Annotated in this window: 16 protein-coding genes; 6 read left to right on the plus strand and 10 right to left on the minus strand. The window is 68.0% G+C overall.

Annotated features, from left to right (window positions below; all coding sequences use genetic code 11):
- Positions 1-8: 8 nt before the first annotated feature.
- Positions 9-1199, minus strand: a complete 1191-nt coding sequence (locus GO592_RS29485; protein WP_039951725.1) for a lipase family protein — start codon at positions 1197-1199, stop codon at positions 9-11.
- A 223-nt stretch (positions 1200-1422) separates the two neighbouring features.
- On the opposite strand from GO592_RS29485, the gene GO592_RS29490 reads away from it, so the two are divergent.
- On the plus strand, positions 1423-1968 hold the full coding sequence (locus tag GO592_RS29490; protein ID WP_007298298.1) for a ferritin: 546 nt from the start codon (positions 1423-1425) through the stop codon (positions 1966-1968).
- 68 nt (positions 1969-2036) lie between these two features.
- On the opposite strand, the gene GO592_RS29495 is transcribed toward GO592_RS29490, so the two are convergent.
- The 3 genes from GO592_RS29495 to GO592_RS29505 are packed head-to-tail and all read right to left on the minus strand — an operon-like array spanning position 2037 to position 4741.
- Positions 2037-2951: a DUF5926 family protein gene (locus GO592_RS29495; RefSeq protein WP_007298297.1), complete on the minus strand. Its 915-nt coding sequence runs from the start codon at positions 2949-2951 to the stop codon at positions 2037-2039.
- Between the two features lie 33 nt (positions 2952-2984).
- Positions 2985-3749, minus strand: a complete 765-nt coding sequence (locus GO592_RS29500; RefSeq protein ID WP_005260472.1) for a glycerophosphodiester phosphodiesterase — start codon at positions 3747-3749, stop codon at positions 2985-2987.
- Positions 3746-4741, minus strand: coding sequence for a DUF4328 domain-containing protein (locus GO592_RS29505; protein ID WP_039951806.1), 996 nt, complete (start codon positions 4739-4741; stop codon positions 3746-3748). The genes GO592_RS29500 and GO592_RS29505 overlap by 4 nt, the downstream gene beginning before the upstream one ends.
- A 456-nt stretch (positions 4742-5197) precedes the next feature.
- On the opposite strand from GO592_RS29505, the gene GO592_RS29510 reads away from it, so the two are divergent.
- Positions 5198-6979 (plus strand): hypothetical protein, encoded by a 1782-nt coding sequence (locus tag GO592_RS29510; RefSeq protein WP_007298295.1) that lies wholly within the window; start codon positions 5198-5200, stop codon positions 6977-6979.
- On the opposite strand, the gene GO592_RS29515 is transcribed toward GO592_RS29510, so the two are convergent.
- Positions 6980-7846, minus strand: a complete 867-nt coding sequence (locus GO592_RS29515) for a S49 family peptidase (protein ID WP_005248879.1) — start codon at positions 7844-7846, stop codon at positions 6980-6982. It abuts the gene before it with no gap.
- 41 nt (positions 7847-7887) lie between these two features.
- On the opposite strand from GO592_RS29515, the gene GO592_RS29520 reads away from it, so the two are divergent.
- Positions 7888-8817, plus strand: a complete 930-nt coding sequence (locus GO592_RS29520) for an LLM class F420-dependent oxidoreductase (RefSeq protein WP_005562550.1) — start codon at positions 7888-7890, stop codon at positions 8815-8817.
- Here GO592_RS29520 and GO592_RS29525 read toward each other — a convergent pair.
- Positions 8814-9293, minus strand: coding sequence for a RidA family protein (locus tag GO592_RS29525; RefSeq protein ID WP_039951805.1), 480 nt, complete (start codon positions 9291-9293; stop codon positions 8814-8816). The two genes, GO592_RS29520 and GO592_RS29525, sit on opposite strands and share 4 nt — an antisense overlap.
- A gap of 146 nt (positions 9294-9439) precedes the next feature.
- Here GO592_RS29525 and GO592_RS29530 point away from each other — a divergent pair, with 146 nt between their 5' ends.
- The gene (locus GO592_RS29530; RefSeq protein ID WP_237720481.1) at positions 9440-9760 is read left to right on the plus strand and encodes a DUF3303 domain-containing protein; all 321 of its coding nucleotides are present in this window, start codon (positions 9440-9442) and stop codon (positions 9758-9760) included.
- On the opposite strand, the gene GO592_RS29535 is transcribed toward GO592_RS29530, so the two are convergent.
- Together GO592_RS29535 and GO592_RS29540 are read right to left on the minus strand one after the other, a co-directional pair.
- On the minus strand, positions 9672-10265 hold the full coding sequence (locus tag GO592_RS29535; protein ID WP_007298293.1) for an Rv1733c family protein: 594 nt from the start codon (positions 10263-10265) through the stop codon (positions 9672-9674). The two genes, GO592_RS29530 and GO592_RS29535, sit on opposite strands and share 89 nt — an antisense overlap.
- 108 nt (positions 10266-10373) lie before the next feature.
- Positions 10374-11315, minus strand: coding sequence for an AraC family transcriptional regulator (locus GO592_RS29540; RefSeq protein WP_007298292.1), 942 nt, complete (start codon positions 11313-11315; stop codon positions 10374-10376).
- 81 nt (positions 11316-11396) lie between these two features.
- On the opposite strand from GO592_RS29540, the gene GO592_RS29545 reads away from it, so the two are divergent.
- Together GO592_RS29545 and GO592_RS29550 are read left to right on the plus strand one after the other, a co-directional pair.
- Entirely contained in the window at positions 11397-12227 is an 831-nt protein-coding gene (locus GO592_RS29545; protein ID WP_007298291.1) for a hypothetical protein, read from the plus strand.
- Positions 12228-12229: 2 nt separating this feature from the next.
- Positions 12230-12697, plus strand: coding sequence for an anthrone oxygenase family protein (locus GO592_RS29550; RefSeq protein ID WP_007298290.1), 468 nt, complete (start codon positions 12230-12232; stop codon positions 12695-12697).
- A 9-nt stretch (positions 12698-12706) separates the two neighbouring features.
- Here the strand turns inward: GO592_RS29550 and msrA are convergent, their stop codons facing one another.
- The gene (gene msrA, locus GO592_RS29555) at positions 12707-13417 is read right to left on the minus strand and encodes a peptide-methionine (S)-S-oxide reductase MsrA (RefSeq protein ID WP_039951722.1); all 711 of its coding nucleotides are present in this window, start codon (positions 13415-13417) and stop codon (positions 12707-12709) included.
- The gene (locus GO592_RS29560) at positions 13377-14567 is read right to left on the minus strand and encodes an acyltransferase family protein (protein ID WP_050998639.1); all 1191 of its coding nucleotides are present in this window, start codon (positions 14565-14567) and stop codon (positions 13377-13379) included. The genes msrA and GO592_RS29560 overlap by 41 nt, the downstream gene beginning before the upstream one ends.
- Positions 14568-14720: the final 153 nt, after the last annotated feature.

Genomic DNA, 14720 nt, shown 5'->3' on the forward strand with positions numbered 1-14720 from the left:
CTTCCGGGTCAGCAGCGGGTGGGCGCCGGTTCGCCGCGGAACCGCGCGGCCACGTATTCGTACGCGTCCGGAAAGCCCACCACTGCCGTCGTCATGTGCTCGGATATCTCGTACGGGACGAACGTCAGTCTGGCGCCGGCAGCGCAATAGCGGTGCGCGGTCTCGGCAACCGAATCGAACGGTGTCAGCCCGTCGAGGGTGCCGTGCCATAGGTAGAGCGGCGCGGTCGGGACACCCTCGAAGTACCGCAGACTGTTGTCGCGCAACACCTGGTGCGCGCCCGAACTCGCCATGAGGCTGGTCGACGCGGCCAGCTGCCCGGCGCTGCGGAAGGCGCCGTGGAACAGGAGGAACCGGCGGCATTCGTTCGACATCCACTCGCGCAGCCACAGTCCGGTCGCGTTCAGCTGCGACGAAATCGGTAGCTGTTCCGGGTATTCGCGTTCCAAGCCGATCGCGGCAGCGAACGCGAGCCCGAACCCCGGGTGCGGATTGAATCCCAGGCCCTGGGCCATTTGCTCGAGGTCCGCGGGAATCCCGCCCGCCACCACCGCGTCGAGTTTCAGCTCCGGCGCATAACTCGGGGCCAGCGCCGCGGCCCACGCGCTGGCCATTCCCCCACCCGAATACCCGGCCAGCGCTACGGGGCTGTGCGACAACCCCAGTTCGGCCACCCGCTGCACCGCCCGGACACTGTCGAGGGTGATCATGCCGCCGAGTTTCGCGGCACCGTAGGCGCCGGTCGGGCCGAGATGGTCGGGCACCGAGACCGCCCAGCCGCGTTGCAGACCCAGATACAGGCCCGGCGACTCCTGCAGTTCCAGGTTGAACAACGACCGCGACGGAGCACATTTGGTTCCGAGCGAATTCACGATGGCCTGATACGACACGAGCGGAGGATTCGCGACACCGCGGGGAAGCAGAACCGTGGTGACGGCCAGGATCGGATGTCCCGTCGAATTCGTCGACCGGAACGCGATCTGCCACCCGTCCGAGTTCGCGTACATCCAGGTGTCGATCCGGCGCGTCCGCACGACGTCGCCGGGACGAAGGACCCCGAGGTCGGGCGGAGCGAGATAGAAGGGGTCGGGATCCGGCCACGGATACAGCGGTTCGGCCTGCGCCGGGGCCGGAATCGCCGCCCCCAGGAAAAGGGCACCGAGAATCAACGCTAGCCACGCACCGGATCGTCTCAACATGTGCCTGCCCCTCCGCACCGTCGGAACGCTATGAATTTTATACACGGGCGAGGCCCCGCCGACGTGGTTTGCCGCGTTCCCGTCGAGGATCCGCCGCCAGCTCAGGTTAGGAAAATGACATCGGAATGGTGCCGAAATTAGGTTGACTTTAGTTTGGGCAAGCTTTCCAAAATTAGGTCCAACTTGGATGACACCCGCTCTGACCAGCGATATTATCCATTTCATGACTTCCACTGACGCGCACAAGACGAAATTCCACGCTCTGCTCCACGATCAGATTCGCAACGAATTCAACGCGTCACACCAGTACATCGCGACTGCCATCTATTTCGACAATGCGGACCTGCCGCAGTTGGCCAAGCACTTTTACAAGCAGGCCGTCGAAGAGCGCAACCACGCCATGATGATCGTCCAGTACTTCCTCGACCGCGACATCTCCGTGGAACTGTCGGGTGTCGACGCGGCGAAGGGCCAGTTCGAGAACGCTCGCGAGCCGATCGCCCTCGCCCTGACGCAGGAGCAGACGGTCACCGAGCAGATCGTGCAATTGGCGAGCACCGCCCGCGAAGAGGGCGACTACCTCGGCGAGCAGTTCATGCAGTGGTTCCTCAAGGAGCAGGTCGAGGAGGTCGCCACCATGACGACGCTGCTGACCATCGCTGACCGCGCGGGCAGCAACCTGTTCGACCTGGAGGAGTTCGTCGCACGCGAGATGAGCGGCCCCGCAGACACGTCCGGGGCACCGCACGCAGCGGGCGGTTCCATCTAGGCGGCTCCGCCGCCCGTGCGCCTTTCTGGTTGTGGTTGCAACCAGAAAGGCGCACGAGCCCGAAGGGCCTAACGCAACGTGACCTGACGGCCACGCAGTCCGTCGCGGGCGCGTCGCTCCTCGGTGGTGAGCGGCGCGTCGACGGCGAGGGCTTCGGCCAGTCGCTGACCGAGTTCGACGGTCGCGGCGGCCCACTCGTTCGCGTGCTTTTCGCGGTCCAGGTCGAACACCGGGACCAGCAGACCATGCGTCCGGAACGACCCGGCGTAGCGCGAGCCCTCACCGAGGTGCAGGCCGCCGGTCGCGTGCACGCGCGCCAGGGCCAGCATCAGATCGTCCTCGTTCTCCGGGCGCACCCAGCGGATGTGCGCCTTCTCGCCCGCATCCACCCACCACGCCGCGACGACGCCTTCGGCCTCGACTCGCGCGGACGGCATGATCGCCGCATTCGCGTGCTGCACGGTGGTCGCGACCTCGGGGGCCGGCTCCACGCCTTCGGGGATCCACCAGTTGAAATCCTGGTGCACGGTGATGTCGAGCTGTGCGTCCGCGTCGATCACGTCGGCCAGTGCCGGGGTCTCGGATCCAGGGTTGGCGGAGGTCAGCGATTCGCCGGCTGCGGCGTCACGGACCCAGGCGACGGACGCGGCCAGATCGGCGCCGAGATCCGCGGAATGCGCCTGGACCTGCACACCGACGAACCCGGTGGCACTGTCTCCCTCGTCGCGCACCAGCGCCGCGACGGCACCGGGCAGCACGGTCGCAAGCGTCACCGGACGGGACGAATCCTTGACGGGCAGCGGGGCGGTCGCCGACGGGACGAACTCGCGCAGCGCCACCAGATCGCATTCGGCGGCGAGGCCTTCGAACGGCCGGGTCACGGCCGCTGCGGCGCTCTCCCGTTCCGCCTGCCGCTGCGCGAGCTTCTCGGCGCGGGCACTACCGGGCTTCGGACCACTGTTTCTCTTGCTCTTCTTTGCCACGACGCCAAAACCTACACGCCGACGCCGGTCCGGTCAGGACGCCAGCCACTTCTTGGTGCGGCCGGGGTGGTTGGTGGCCACCCAGCTGACCCCGAGTTCGCGGCACAGTTCGACGTCGCTGCGGTTGTCGACGGTCCAGCAGTACGTCGCCCGTCCCGCCGCGGCGGCCTTGTCGACCATGTCCGGGTGTTCGTGCAGCGTCTTCACCGACGGACCGACCGCGGTGGCGCCGACGGTGGTCGCGGCTCCCCCACCGAGGTACCGGGCGGATTCTCCGAGCAGCACGGTCGGGAGCATCGGCGCCGACCGGCGGATCCGCCACACCGCTCCGGCGGAGAACGACATCACGACCGCGCGGGAGTGGTCGGCGGACGGCGGTGCGGCGATGCCGAAGCGTTGCAGTTCGGCGAGCACCTTGCTCTCGACCAGGCCACCGAACCGCACGGGATGCTTGGTTTCGATGAAGAGTTTCACCGGGCGCGCCGACCAGTCCAGGGTGAGCGCGATCAGCGCGCTCAGCTCGAGGAGTTCGGCGGGCTCGTCTTCCGTGCCGTAATTGAACTCCGCCAGCTCCTCGAGGGTCATCTCGCTGACGACGCCGGCTCCGGTGGATGTCCGGTCGACGGTGCGGTCGTGGACGCACACGAGGTGGCCGTCCCGGGTGAGCCGCACGTCGCATTCGAGCCCCTCCGCGCCCTCTTCCAGCGCCAGCTCGTACGCGGCGAGTGTGTGTTCCGGCATGGCCGCGGATGCGCCGCGGTGCGCCACCACCAGGGGGCCGCGCCGGTCGGGGCTCACGGCGCGACGGCTTCCCGGTCGCCGGCCGCGGACGTCTTCTCCGCGGGCTTCTCGGCAGCCTTCTCCGCGTCCGTCTGCGGCGGCGGACCGGTGGCGATCACCCAGCGGGTGACGGGTTCCTTCGCCCCCTTCAGTGTCCGGCCCTCGAGCCGCCGGAGCACCATCAGTGCGAGTACGGCGGTCGCGGAGGCGACCAGCGCCGTGAAGGCGGCCAGCAGGACACCGTCCGCCATGGCCTGCAGACCCGGCCTGGAGCGCCAGAACCAGTTGAAGACGACGAGCACGGCCCCGAAGACCCATAGGCTCCACCAGGCACGGACGAGCAGGACCGCGCGGGGGTCGCGGCGGATCACCTCGAGCAGGTACACACCCGGCATCACCAGATTCAGGCCCGGCACCGCGCAACCGACGATCACCTCGGTGGGGGTGCGCGGGTCGGACGTCTTGGCCCGGGCGAACGTGCGGCGCCGCATCCGCAGCAACCAGCACACTCCGCCGATCCCCGACAGCAGTGCGAGAAGCATTCCGCCGGCCTGGCCGAGGAACACCGCGATGTCGGACACGGCGAGCAGGGTGGGATCGATCAGCCGGGTCCGGTTGCGGAGGAGGACGGCGTATCGGCCCAGTTCGGCGATCACGGCGAACGCGTACAGACCGGCGGTGAGGGTGAGGAAGGAGGCCGTCTTGCCGGCGAGCAGTTCCGGCCAGTCGCGGCGCGCGGAGGGTGATTCGACGTGATCGTGGAGTCCCCAGCGGGGGATCTCGGTGTAGTGCGGGGTGGGGCCGGCCGTCGGCGCCTCGGCCGCGAGACCGCTGCGCCGCAGCGGGGATCGCGCGATCCAGCGGAACCCCCGGCTCGCGGGTGGTTGGTGCTGGTCGGTGCGGACGGGGGCGAGCAGCACACCGTGGCAACGCGGGCACCACTGCGCCGGGGAGCCGAGGACCGGCCACCGAGCCGCGCATCGCGCGCACACCTGAACGACGACGCTCATGCCCTCCGCACCCACTTCACATTGCCGATTCTGTCACGACCCGCGAATGCGGGCAGCCCACGACCGAATCGTCCTTTTTGGGGAGAATGTGTGAGCTGCACCACGAGAAATGCCGAGTTATCCACAGTTTCCACAGGTTCATACACAGTTATGGACAGTGTGAGTAATGCTCATACACAGGTCAGAGCGCATGCTAATCCGCGATTGTTGACAGCTTCGGATGAACGGTCCACAACGGTGGATGAACTTGACATCGCAGCTCGGTGAACAATCGGACTCGGTGACCGACGGCTCGGCCCGGAATTACCCCTCCAGTTCGGATCGCCCGCGAAGCGACCCGAGAACTCCGGACCGGCCGTCGTCTCCCCCACCTGTGCCGGGCGAAAATGTCCCGACACTGGATCTGACGCAGCCCGGCGCGGTTTGGTTCCACCCGATCTGTAATCTCGGAAAACGATGACGGACGACGTCGGATCGCGGTGGCACCTCGGGCCCGCCCGTGTCCTCCAGGTGGCGGCCGCCCTCGTCGTGGTGCAACTGCTCATGCGGACGTGGGTGGCCGCCCGCAGCGACTTCTACTGGGACGATCTGATCCTCGCCGGACGCGGCGGAAGCCTCCCGCTGCTCTCCGCCGACCTGCTGCTCTACGACCACGACGGTCATCTCATGCCCGGGGCCTTCCTGGTGGCGGGTATCGCGACGCGGGTGGCGCCGTATCAGTGGATCCTGCCGATGCTGACGATGATCGCGTTGCAGGCGGTCGCGTCGTATGCGGTCTTCCGGTTACTTCGCACGATCCTCGGTCCACGACCCGTCCTGCTCGTTCCGCTGGCGATCTACCTGTTCTCTCCGCTGACCGTCCCGGCGTTCGCCTGGTGGGCGGCGGCACTCAACGCACTGCCCCTGCAGATCGCGCTGGCCTGGGTGGCGCGCGACGCCCTCGAACTGTGCCGCACCGGGCGGCGGCGGTACGCGGTGTCGGGCACGCTCGTGCTGATCGCGTCGCTGCTGTTCTTCGAGAAGTCCGTCGTGGTCCCGTTCGCGGCGTTCGCGACCGTGGCTGTGCTCGCGCACGTCGGCGAGCGGGAGCGGCCGGTGCGGTCGACGCTGCGGCGAGGCGCGGCCCTCTGGCTCCCGTCGGCGGCGGTGCTCGCGGTGTGGGCGGCGTTCTACTTCTCCACCGTCGCCTCACAGTGGGAATGGGCGGGTGCGTCGCGCGCGTTCGAACTGTTCCACCACGGCACGTCGCTCGGACTGCTGCCCACGTTCGTGGGTGGGCCGTGGACGTGGGATCGGTGGATTCCGAGTCCCCCGTGGGCCTCCCCGTCGACGGCGCTGGAGGTGGTCGGCTGGGTGGTCCTCGTCGCGGCGGTCGTCGCGACGGTCCGGTTGAAGCGCCGCATCGGCTGGGTGTGGGTCCTCACGGCCGCGTATTTCCTGCTGTCGGTGACCGCGATGGTCGTCACCCGTTGGGGCGCGGACACCACCTACGAACTCGCGCAGACGCTGCGCTACTACACGGACACCGCGGTGATCCTCGCGATCGCCGTCGCGGTGATCGCCCGTGCACCCCGCCGAAGCGCCGACCCGGTCCGGGTGCGGCCGCTGGTGGCCGTCGCCGCCGTGGTCGCGTTCGTCGCGAGCAGCCTGTGGTCGACGTACACGTTCACCCGCAGTTGGGAGGAGAACCCGACCACCGCGTACCTCGCGACCGCGCGTGCGTCGCTCGCCGAACGGGATGACGCGCCGATCCTCCAGCAGCCTGCGTCCATCTGGGTGCTGTTGCCGGTGGCGTACCCGAACAACCTGGTGAGCCGGGTCTTCGCCCCGCTGCGCGACCGCCCCGAGTTCTCCGACAGCACCCCCGACCTCCGGATGATCGACGACGCGGGTTCGGTGGTCGACGCCCAGGTCACGTGGGTGCGCGCGATCGATCCCGGACCGGTTCCGGACTGCGGGCACCTGGTCGACCAGCGCAGTTTCGTCCCGCTTCCCCTGGACGGACCGCTGACCGGCTGGGAGTGGACTGCGCAGCTGAATTACATGGCCACCGCGGACGGTGAGATCGCCGTCGCCATGGAGGTCGGCAGCCCGGTGCGGGTGCCGGTGCACCGCGGCCCGAATTCGGTGTTCGTGCGACTCACCGGCGGCGGGCAGAGCGTGCGGGTGAGCACCCTGACCCCGGACCTGTCGCTGTGTATCGGCGCGGGCCCGGTCGGGGTCGTCGTGCCGAAGTAGTTACCGCCCGTACCGCGACCAGGCGACGCGGGCACCGGCCGCGCCGACGATCGCGGCGGCCACGTCGTCCCAGCTGGCAGCGGGCAGCCCGAGCTTCGCGAAGAGGGAGCGGCGCGGCCCGGTCATCTCGAGGGTGGCGTCGGGGAACCGCTTCTCCACCACCTCGCGCAGTGTTCCGATCCCGTCCACGATGCCGAGTTCGACGGCGCGGCGTCCCAGCCAGACGTCGCCGTTGAACAGCTCGGCCCCGTCCGCCTTCAGCTTGTCCCCCCGGCGGCCGACCACCCAGTCGCGGAACTCGTCGTGGATGCCTTCCTGGATCTGTTCGAGCCACTGCACGTCCTCGGACTTCTCGGCGAAGAACGGGTCGAGGCGGGCCTTCGCCTCGCCGGCCGAGTGCAGCCGCCGTTCGATGCCCAGCCGGTCGATCAGTTCGGAGAACCCGAAGCCCGCCGAGATGACACCGACGGAGCCGACCACCGACGTGGCGGTCGCGTAGATCTCGTCGGCCGCGCAGGCCAGCCAGTAGCCGCCGGACGCGACGACGTCCTCGCAGAACGCGAGCACGGGCAGTTCGTGTTCGGTGGCGAGCTGACGGATGCGGGCGGCGATGTATTCGCTCTGCGTCGGCGACCCGCCGGGGCTGTTGATCAACAGCGCCACCGCTTTGGCACCGTGCGTGGTGAACGCGCGTCGCAACGGTTCCTCGACGGATTCCGCGCTCAGCGCCCGCCCGAACCCCGCTCCCCCGGACGCGATCATCCCCTGCAGTCGCACCACCGGCACCACGCCGGCGCCGGAGCCTCCGAACGCGTCGGGCAGCTTGTCGGCCAGCGGTTTCGGCAGGTTCAGTGGGATCTTGGCCATGAAATCAGCGTACCGATCACGGATCGGGCAGAGTGGTTCACATGGAGTTGCGAATCTTTACCGAACCCCAGCAGGGTGCCACCTACGACGATCTTCTGGCGGTGGCGCAGGCCGCCGAACGTTTCGGCTACGGCGCGTTCTTCCGGTCGGATCACTACCTCGCCATGAACACCGAGGGTCTTCCCGGACCGACCGATGCGTGGATCACGCTGGCGGGTCTCGCCCGCGAGACGTCCACGATCCGTCTCGGCACCCTCGTCACGTCCGCGACGTTCCGCTATCCCGGACCGCTGGCGATCTCGGTGGCGCAGGTCGATCAGATGAGCGGTGGCCGCGTCGACCTCGGCATCGGCGCCGGCTGGTACGAGGAGGAGCACCAGGCGTACGGCATTCCGTTCCCGCCGTTGAAGGAGCGGTTCGAGCGGCTCGAGGAGTCCCTCGCCGTGATCACGGGGCTGTGGCGCACTCCGCTCGGTGAGACGTTCTCCTACGACGGGACGCACGTGACGGTCAAGGATTCGCCCGCACTTCCGAAGCCGCGGCAGCCGCAGGGTCCGCCCGTCCTGATCGGCGGCACCGGCAAGAGGAAGACTCCCGCGCTGGCCGCGAAGTACGCGGACGAGTTCAACGTCCCGTTCCAGTCCGTCGACGAGACGCGGGACGTGATCGAACGGGTCCGGCTCGCGTGCAAGGCGATCGATCGCGACCCCACCGAGTTGGTGTACTCCAACGCGCTCGTCCTGTGCTGCGGGCGTACCGAGGAGGAGATCGCGAAACGCGCCACGAGCATTGGACGCGAGGTGAGCGAGCTGCGGGAGAACGGACTCGCCGGGTCGCCCGCCGAGCTCGTCGACAAGATCGGCCGCTATGCCGAGGCGGGGTCGCAGCGGATCTACCTGCAGACCCTCGATCTGAGCGACCTCGACCACCTGGAACTGGTCGCCAGTGAGGTCGTTCCGCAACTGAGCTAGGCAAGCTCGAGTTCGGCGGCCACGACGACCGGAAGATCGAGGGGCAGCGCGGCCACCCCGATCGCCGTCCGGGCGTGGCCGCCGATGTCCGGGCCGAACACGTCGAGCACCACCTCGGAGAACCCGTTGAGCACCGCGGTGGTCTGCTCGTAGCCCGGCTCGGCGTTGACGAATCCCGTGACGGTGAGCCACGCATCGATGCGGTTGAGATCGCCCACGGCACGACGGACCCCCGCCAGGACCGCGAGGGCGGTGAGCCGGGCGGAGTGCGTGGCGTCGGCGGCCGACACGTCGGCGGGAACGGACCCGAACGGTCCGGCGGGTGTGCCGTCTTCGGCAAGCGGCCCGTGACCGACCACCAGCGCTCTGCGGCCGTGCACGCGTACCCAGCTGAACGGCAACTCCACACCCGGTGGCAGCTGGACGGCGCGGGGCAGCACCAGCCCCAGATCACGTAGTCGGGACTCCGCGCCCATCACTCCTCCGTTCGACGACGTCATTCGGCGTGCTCAGCAACATTCCGTTCCCTTTCCACCGGTGGAATGCTCGAAGTACGACCGGAACGGCCGTGAATGGTGGGTTCGCCGCCGAGAACGAGGAAGCTGCGCGGCGGAGCCTGGAAGTGTTCGCGAGATGGACGCCGGCGGAAGGGGCGACCTTCCATCATTTCCTCGGTCGCCTGGACGGAACCGGGGGATTCGCCCTCGTCGAGGCGGACGACCCGAACGACGTCTTGGACGGCCCGTCGAAATTCGGACCTTTCTTCGAGTGCCTACCCTGTCGCCGACATCGCCGTCACCACGCAGGCTGCGCAGCAGGCGGTCGAGTTCAGGGGCTCGATCAGCTGAGCAGGCTCAGTGCCGGGTGGTCGAATCCAGGAACTGGCGGAGGTCGCGGTCCCACTGCGCGTCGCGCGCGCGGTTCAGCGAGGCCCGGCAGATGAGGAAGCCGGACAGCGCGATCATCATCACCGCGAACCAGGTGAACAGCCCGGCGATCACGCCGGCCACTCGTGCCGCGGACGGCGACATCGGTTCGGTGGTGAGGTTGCCGTCGGCGTTGACCCAGATGTCTTCCTTCGTTCCTGAAGGCGTCGCGGGGTCGACGGTGATGTCGGCGTGGCGGGTTTCGTTACCCCACGTCCACTTGGCGGGGGCGGTGTCGACGCCCGACGGTGCGACGTCGGAGGTGACGGACACGCCGGTGGAGTCGGCGAGCGTGGTGGCGGAGACGGTGCGGTAGTCCGCGACCTGCTTCTCCGCCAGCGTCAGCTGACTGTCGATGGTCCGGGCACCCACGAGGATGGCCAGGGGCAGCATCGCGAACGCGAGCACCACGACCGCGAGGGTGAGCATGTTCTCGATCCGGTCCGAGCGCCGGAGTAGCGGGTTGTGTCGCTGACGGGCCGACCGCTGACGCAGCCCCCGTGCTGGAGAGTTGTTCCACATTCCGGATCCGGTCCTCTCGCCGACAATTCCCTACCATCCAGGGTCGTACGCAAGGCAAACAAGATCAAGTCGATCCGGTGTGTCCTTGGGCACTGTGCCGTAATACACTCATCTGCTCCCCGCCATCTCACGATGCTGCTTGGGGCTCACTCCGCGCACGCGTTTGAACGCCGCACTCAGCGCGAATCCGCTCCCGTACCCGACGCGCTGGGCCACGGACGAGACCGTGGCGTCGGGTTCGCGGAGCAGATCCGCGGCCAGGGACAGCCGCCAGCCGGCGAGGAAAGTCATGGGCGGTTCGCCGACGAGGTCCGTGAACCGTCGCGCGAGGGCAGCCCGCGACAGGCCGGTTTCCGCGGCGAGCGACTCCACGGTCCACTGGCGGGAGGGGTTGTTCTGCAGGATGCGCATTGCCTTGCCGACCACCGGGTCGCTCTGCGCCCGCACCCACGACGGCGCCTCGGCCGCCGGCCGCGCGAACCAGGCGCGCAGCACCGCGATCAGCAGCAGGTCGAGCAAACGGTCGAGCACCGCTTCCTGTCCGGGTTCGTCCCGCACCACTTCGTCGTGCATGAGGGTGACCAGCCGCGAGTCCCAGTCGGCGCGGCGCTGCACGACGAGTTCCGGGAGCGCGGTCAGCAGTCGCATGCTGATCTCGCCCGGGGTCTGGTACGTCCCGGTCAGCATCACCGTGCGGCCGTCCGCACTGTTTCCCCAGGTGCGCACCCCGAGGTCCATCGCCTCGGCGAGCGGTTCCCCGCGGAGCGTCGTGCAGCTCTGGTCGGGGTTGATGATCACGTGCGGCGGGGTGTCCGGATGGTCGGCGACGACGTAGCGCTCGGGTCCGCGGACGATCGCGACGTCACCCTCGGTGAGCTGCACCGGCTCGCCGGTGTGCGGGAGGATCCATGCTTCACCCCGGCCCATCGCGACGAGGCTGAGCGGCGCGTGGTCGTCGATCTGCAGCGACCACGGCGGTTCCATGATCGAGCGGAGCACGAACGCGCCTGCGGCACGGGGACCACTGATGAGACCGGCGAGGGGATCCACACATCCAGCGTAGACGCTCGCGTATGGATCAGCGCGTTTCAACCATGGAAAGTCTCGACGTCGCCGTCTTGACTGAAAGACATGACAACGACACCGCACACACTCGTCCTCACCGGCACCGGCAAGGTCGGCAGCCGCGTCCTCACCCGGCTCGCCGCCGCGGACGTACCCGCTCGGGGCGGCTCCCGCTCCGGCCGTCCCCCGTTCGACTGGGAGAACAGGGACACGTGGCGGCCGGCGCTGGACGGAATCACCTCGGTGTACATCGCCTACTACCCGGATCTCGCGGTGCCGGGAGCGGCGGAGGTCGTCGAGGAGTTCGCGGGCCTGGCCGTCGCGAACGGCGCCCGGCGACTCGTCCTGCTCTCCGGTCGCGGCGAAACCGAGGCCGAGCGCAGCGAACTCGCGATCCGCAAGGCGGGAGCGGAGTGGACGATCCTCCGGTCCAGTTGGTTCAGCCAGAATTTCAGCGAGAGCTTCATGCTCGACTCACTGCTCGCGGGCGACCTCGCACTGCCCGTCGATGAGCGCGTGCTCGAACCCTTCGTCGACGCCGACGATCTCGCCGATATTGCCGTCGCCGCACTGACCGGGGAGGGCCACGCCGGCGAACTCTATGAACTGACCGGACCGCGGTTGTTGTCGTTCGGTGACGCCGTCGCCGAGATCGCGGAGGCAACGGGTCGCGAAATCCGGTACACACCAGTCACTTCGGAAGAGTATTCGACGGCCCTCGCCGGGCAGGGGGTACCGTCCGACGCGATCGGCCTGCTCACCTACGTGTTCGACGAAGTGCTGGACGGGCGCAACGCATCACTCACCGACGGGGTGGAACGCGCTCTGGGGCGCGCGCCCCGCGACTTCACCGACTATGTCCGCGCCGCAGCAGCGGCCGGTGTCTGGAGGGTCTGACCATGGAGCGTTATCTGACGATCATCACGGCGGTGGGCGCCGGCGTGGTGGGCGGCGTGATGTTCGCGTTCTCCACGTTCATCATGACCGGACTCGGTCGGCTGGAGCCGGCCCAGGGCATCGCGGCGATGCAGGCGATCAACCGCGAGGCGCCGAACTTCTGGTTCATGACCGCGTTGTTCGGCACCGCACTGACATCGATCGTGCTCGCGGTCGTCAGCGTGGTGCGGCACGACGGTTCGGCCGTCTACGCGGTAATCGCCTGCGTGCTGTATCTCGTGGGAATCGCCCTGACGGTCGTCTTCCACGTGCCGCACAACAACGCGCTGGACGCGATCGATCCCACCGCGGCCGACTCGGCGGCGTACTGGCGCGACTACGTGTCGGGATGGACCGGGTGGAACCACGTGCGCACCGTCAGCGCCATCGCGGCGTCCGCGGTGCTCACGTGGTCCGCGACCCGCGGTTGAGACCGGGGGCTACGAGGGCGGCAGGATGTCGGTCTGCGCCGGCACCTCGTGCTGCTTCAGCAGCCCGACCGGGCAGCTGACGCCGGTGGCGTGCACGGGGCAGTAACCGCCGGGGTTCTTCGCGAGGTACTGCTGGTGGTAGTCCTCGGCGTAGTAGAACTGCGTGAGCGGGGCGATCTCCGTGGTGATCGCCCCGTATCCGGCTTCGGCGAGCCTCTTCTCGAACGCCTCACCGGTGGCCTCGGCGATCTCCACCTGCTGTTCGTCGATCGTGTAGATGGCCGAACGGTACTGCGTTCCCTGGTCGTTGCCCTGACGCATGCCCTGCGTGGGGTCGTGGTTCTCCCAGAACTCCTTGAGGATCTCGGCGTACGAGATCACCTTCGGATCGAAGACCACGAGCACGACCTCGGTGTGTCCGGTGCGACCGGAGCACGTCTCCTCGTAGGTGGGGTTGGGCGTGTAGCCGCCGGCGTATCCCACCGCGGTGGTGTAGACGCCGTCGAGTTGCCAGAACTCCTTCTCCGCGCCCCAGAAACATCCCATGCCCAGCACCGCCGTTTGCATGCCCTCGGGGAACGGGGGTTGCAGGGGGTGACCGTTGACGAAGTGCGTCGCCGGAACGGGAATCGGCTGACTGCGACCGGGGAGGGCATCCTCGGCGGTGACCATCACGGATTTAGCGGCTGCTCGACCCAGAAGCTCGTCGTACCAAGACATGATTCGATGCTACGCGCGGTGCCGGAGTGGTCTCCTGGGCGAGCGCCGAGTGCGCCCGCATCCGCTCGACGCGCGCGGTCACCCACCCCGTGGCGGGGACCTCCACCCACCGGTACAGCGCCTCCGACACCAGCGCCGTCACCACGAGGAATGCGATCACCGCCCCGGTCTCGCCGAACGAGCCGACCGTGTGCTCGTACACGCGGTAGAGGATCAGCGTGTGGACGAGGTAGATCGCGTAACTGCGCGTCGCGGTCCAGCGCACGACGGCCCAGTGCGCCGCGGGACCGTCGTATCGGCCCACCAGCACGACGCACGCGGTGACGACGGCGAACGTCCAGAGGTAGTGATCGCCCGCCCAGTACACGCGGAAGTCGGTGGCGAGGCGGATGACCTCGACCTGGGCCAGACCGGCGACGACGACCCACCGGCAGTCCGCGAGCCGCGCCCAGCCGAGGTAGATGATCTGCCCGAGGAACACGGCGGGCAGCGTCGCGGCGATCTTGGACAGCATCGGGACCGTGTACGGCTGCGGCGCGTACAGGTTGTAGAGCAGGATCAGCGCGCAGAGCGCGGCACCGGCCATCGGCATCGCGATGGGCAGGGTGCGCAGAACGGGGCGCGCGGCCACGCAGGCGAAGTAGAAGAAGATCTGCACGGCGAGGGTCCACGTGACCCCGAGAACCGCCACCTCGGGTTTGAGGAAGAAACCGCCGAGCACGAAACTCAGGGCGGCGTCGACATTCGACACCCCGTCCTGGCCGCTGAACATGCCGTTGATGCCGAGGCGGACCAGCACGATCGCGGCGAGAACGGCCACCCAGAATGCGGGCAGGATTCGTCCGAGCCGGTTGACCAGAAATTGTCCGGGCTCGTGACGAATGGCCGAACGGGTGATCAACACCCCGGTCAGCATCATGAAGACGGCGACCCCGAGAAAGGACAGATGCTGGTTGAGACCGCCCCGCTCGATGAGGATTTGGTAGACGACGTCGATGAACCACCATCCGGTTCCGAGGTCGTCGATCAGATAGAACGAAATGTGCGAGTAGATCACGGCCAGAACTGCGAAAAATCGGAGCAGGTTCGCGCCCGTGAGCTCCACACGCGGCGCGGCCGCATGCGAATCTGCAACTATCAGCGAAGGCATCGCGTCAGCTTAAGGTTCCGTTCACCGCTCGGACGAATTCTCACGACATCCAGTGTCACCGCGACAGCCTTTTTTCGGGTGCCCGAACTTTCCTGTGCGGGAATTGCCCCCGGGAGACCCGGTGTTGCGGAGGGTGTACCAATGAGATTGGGT

Source organism: Rhodococcus sp. 21391 (assembly GCF_016772255.1).
GTDB classification, from domain to species: domain Bacteria; phylum Actinomycetota; class Actinomycetes; order Mycobacteriales; family Mycobacteriaceae; genus Rhodococcus_F; species Rhodococcus_F opacus.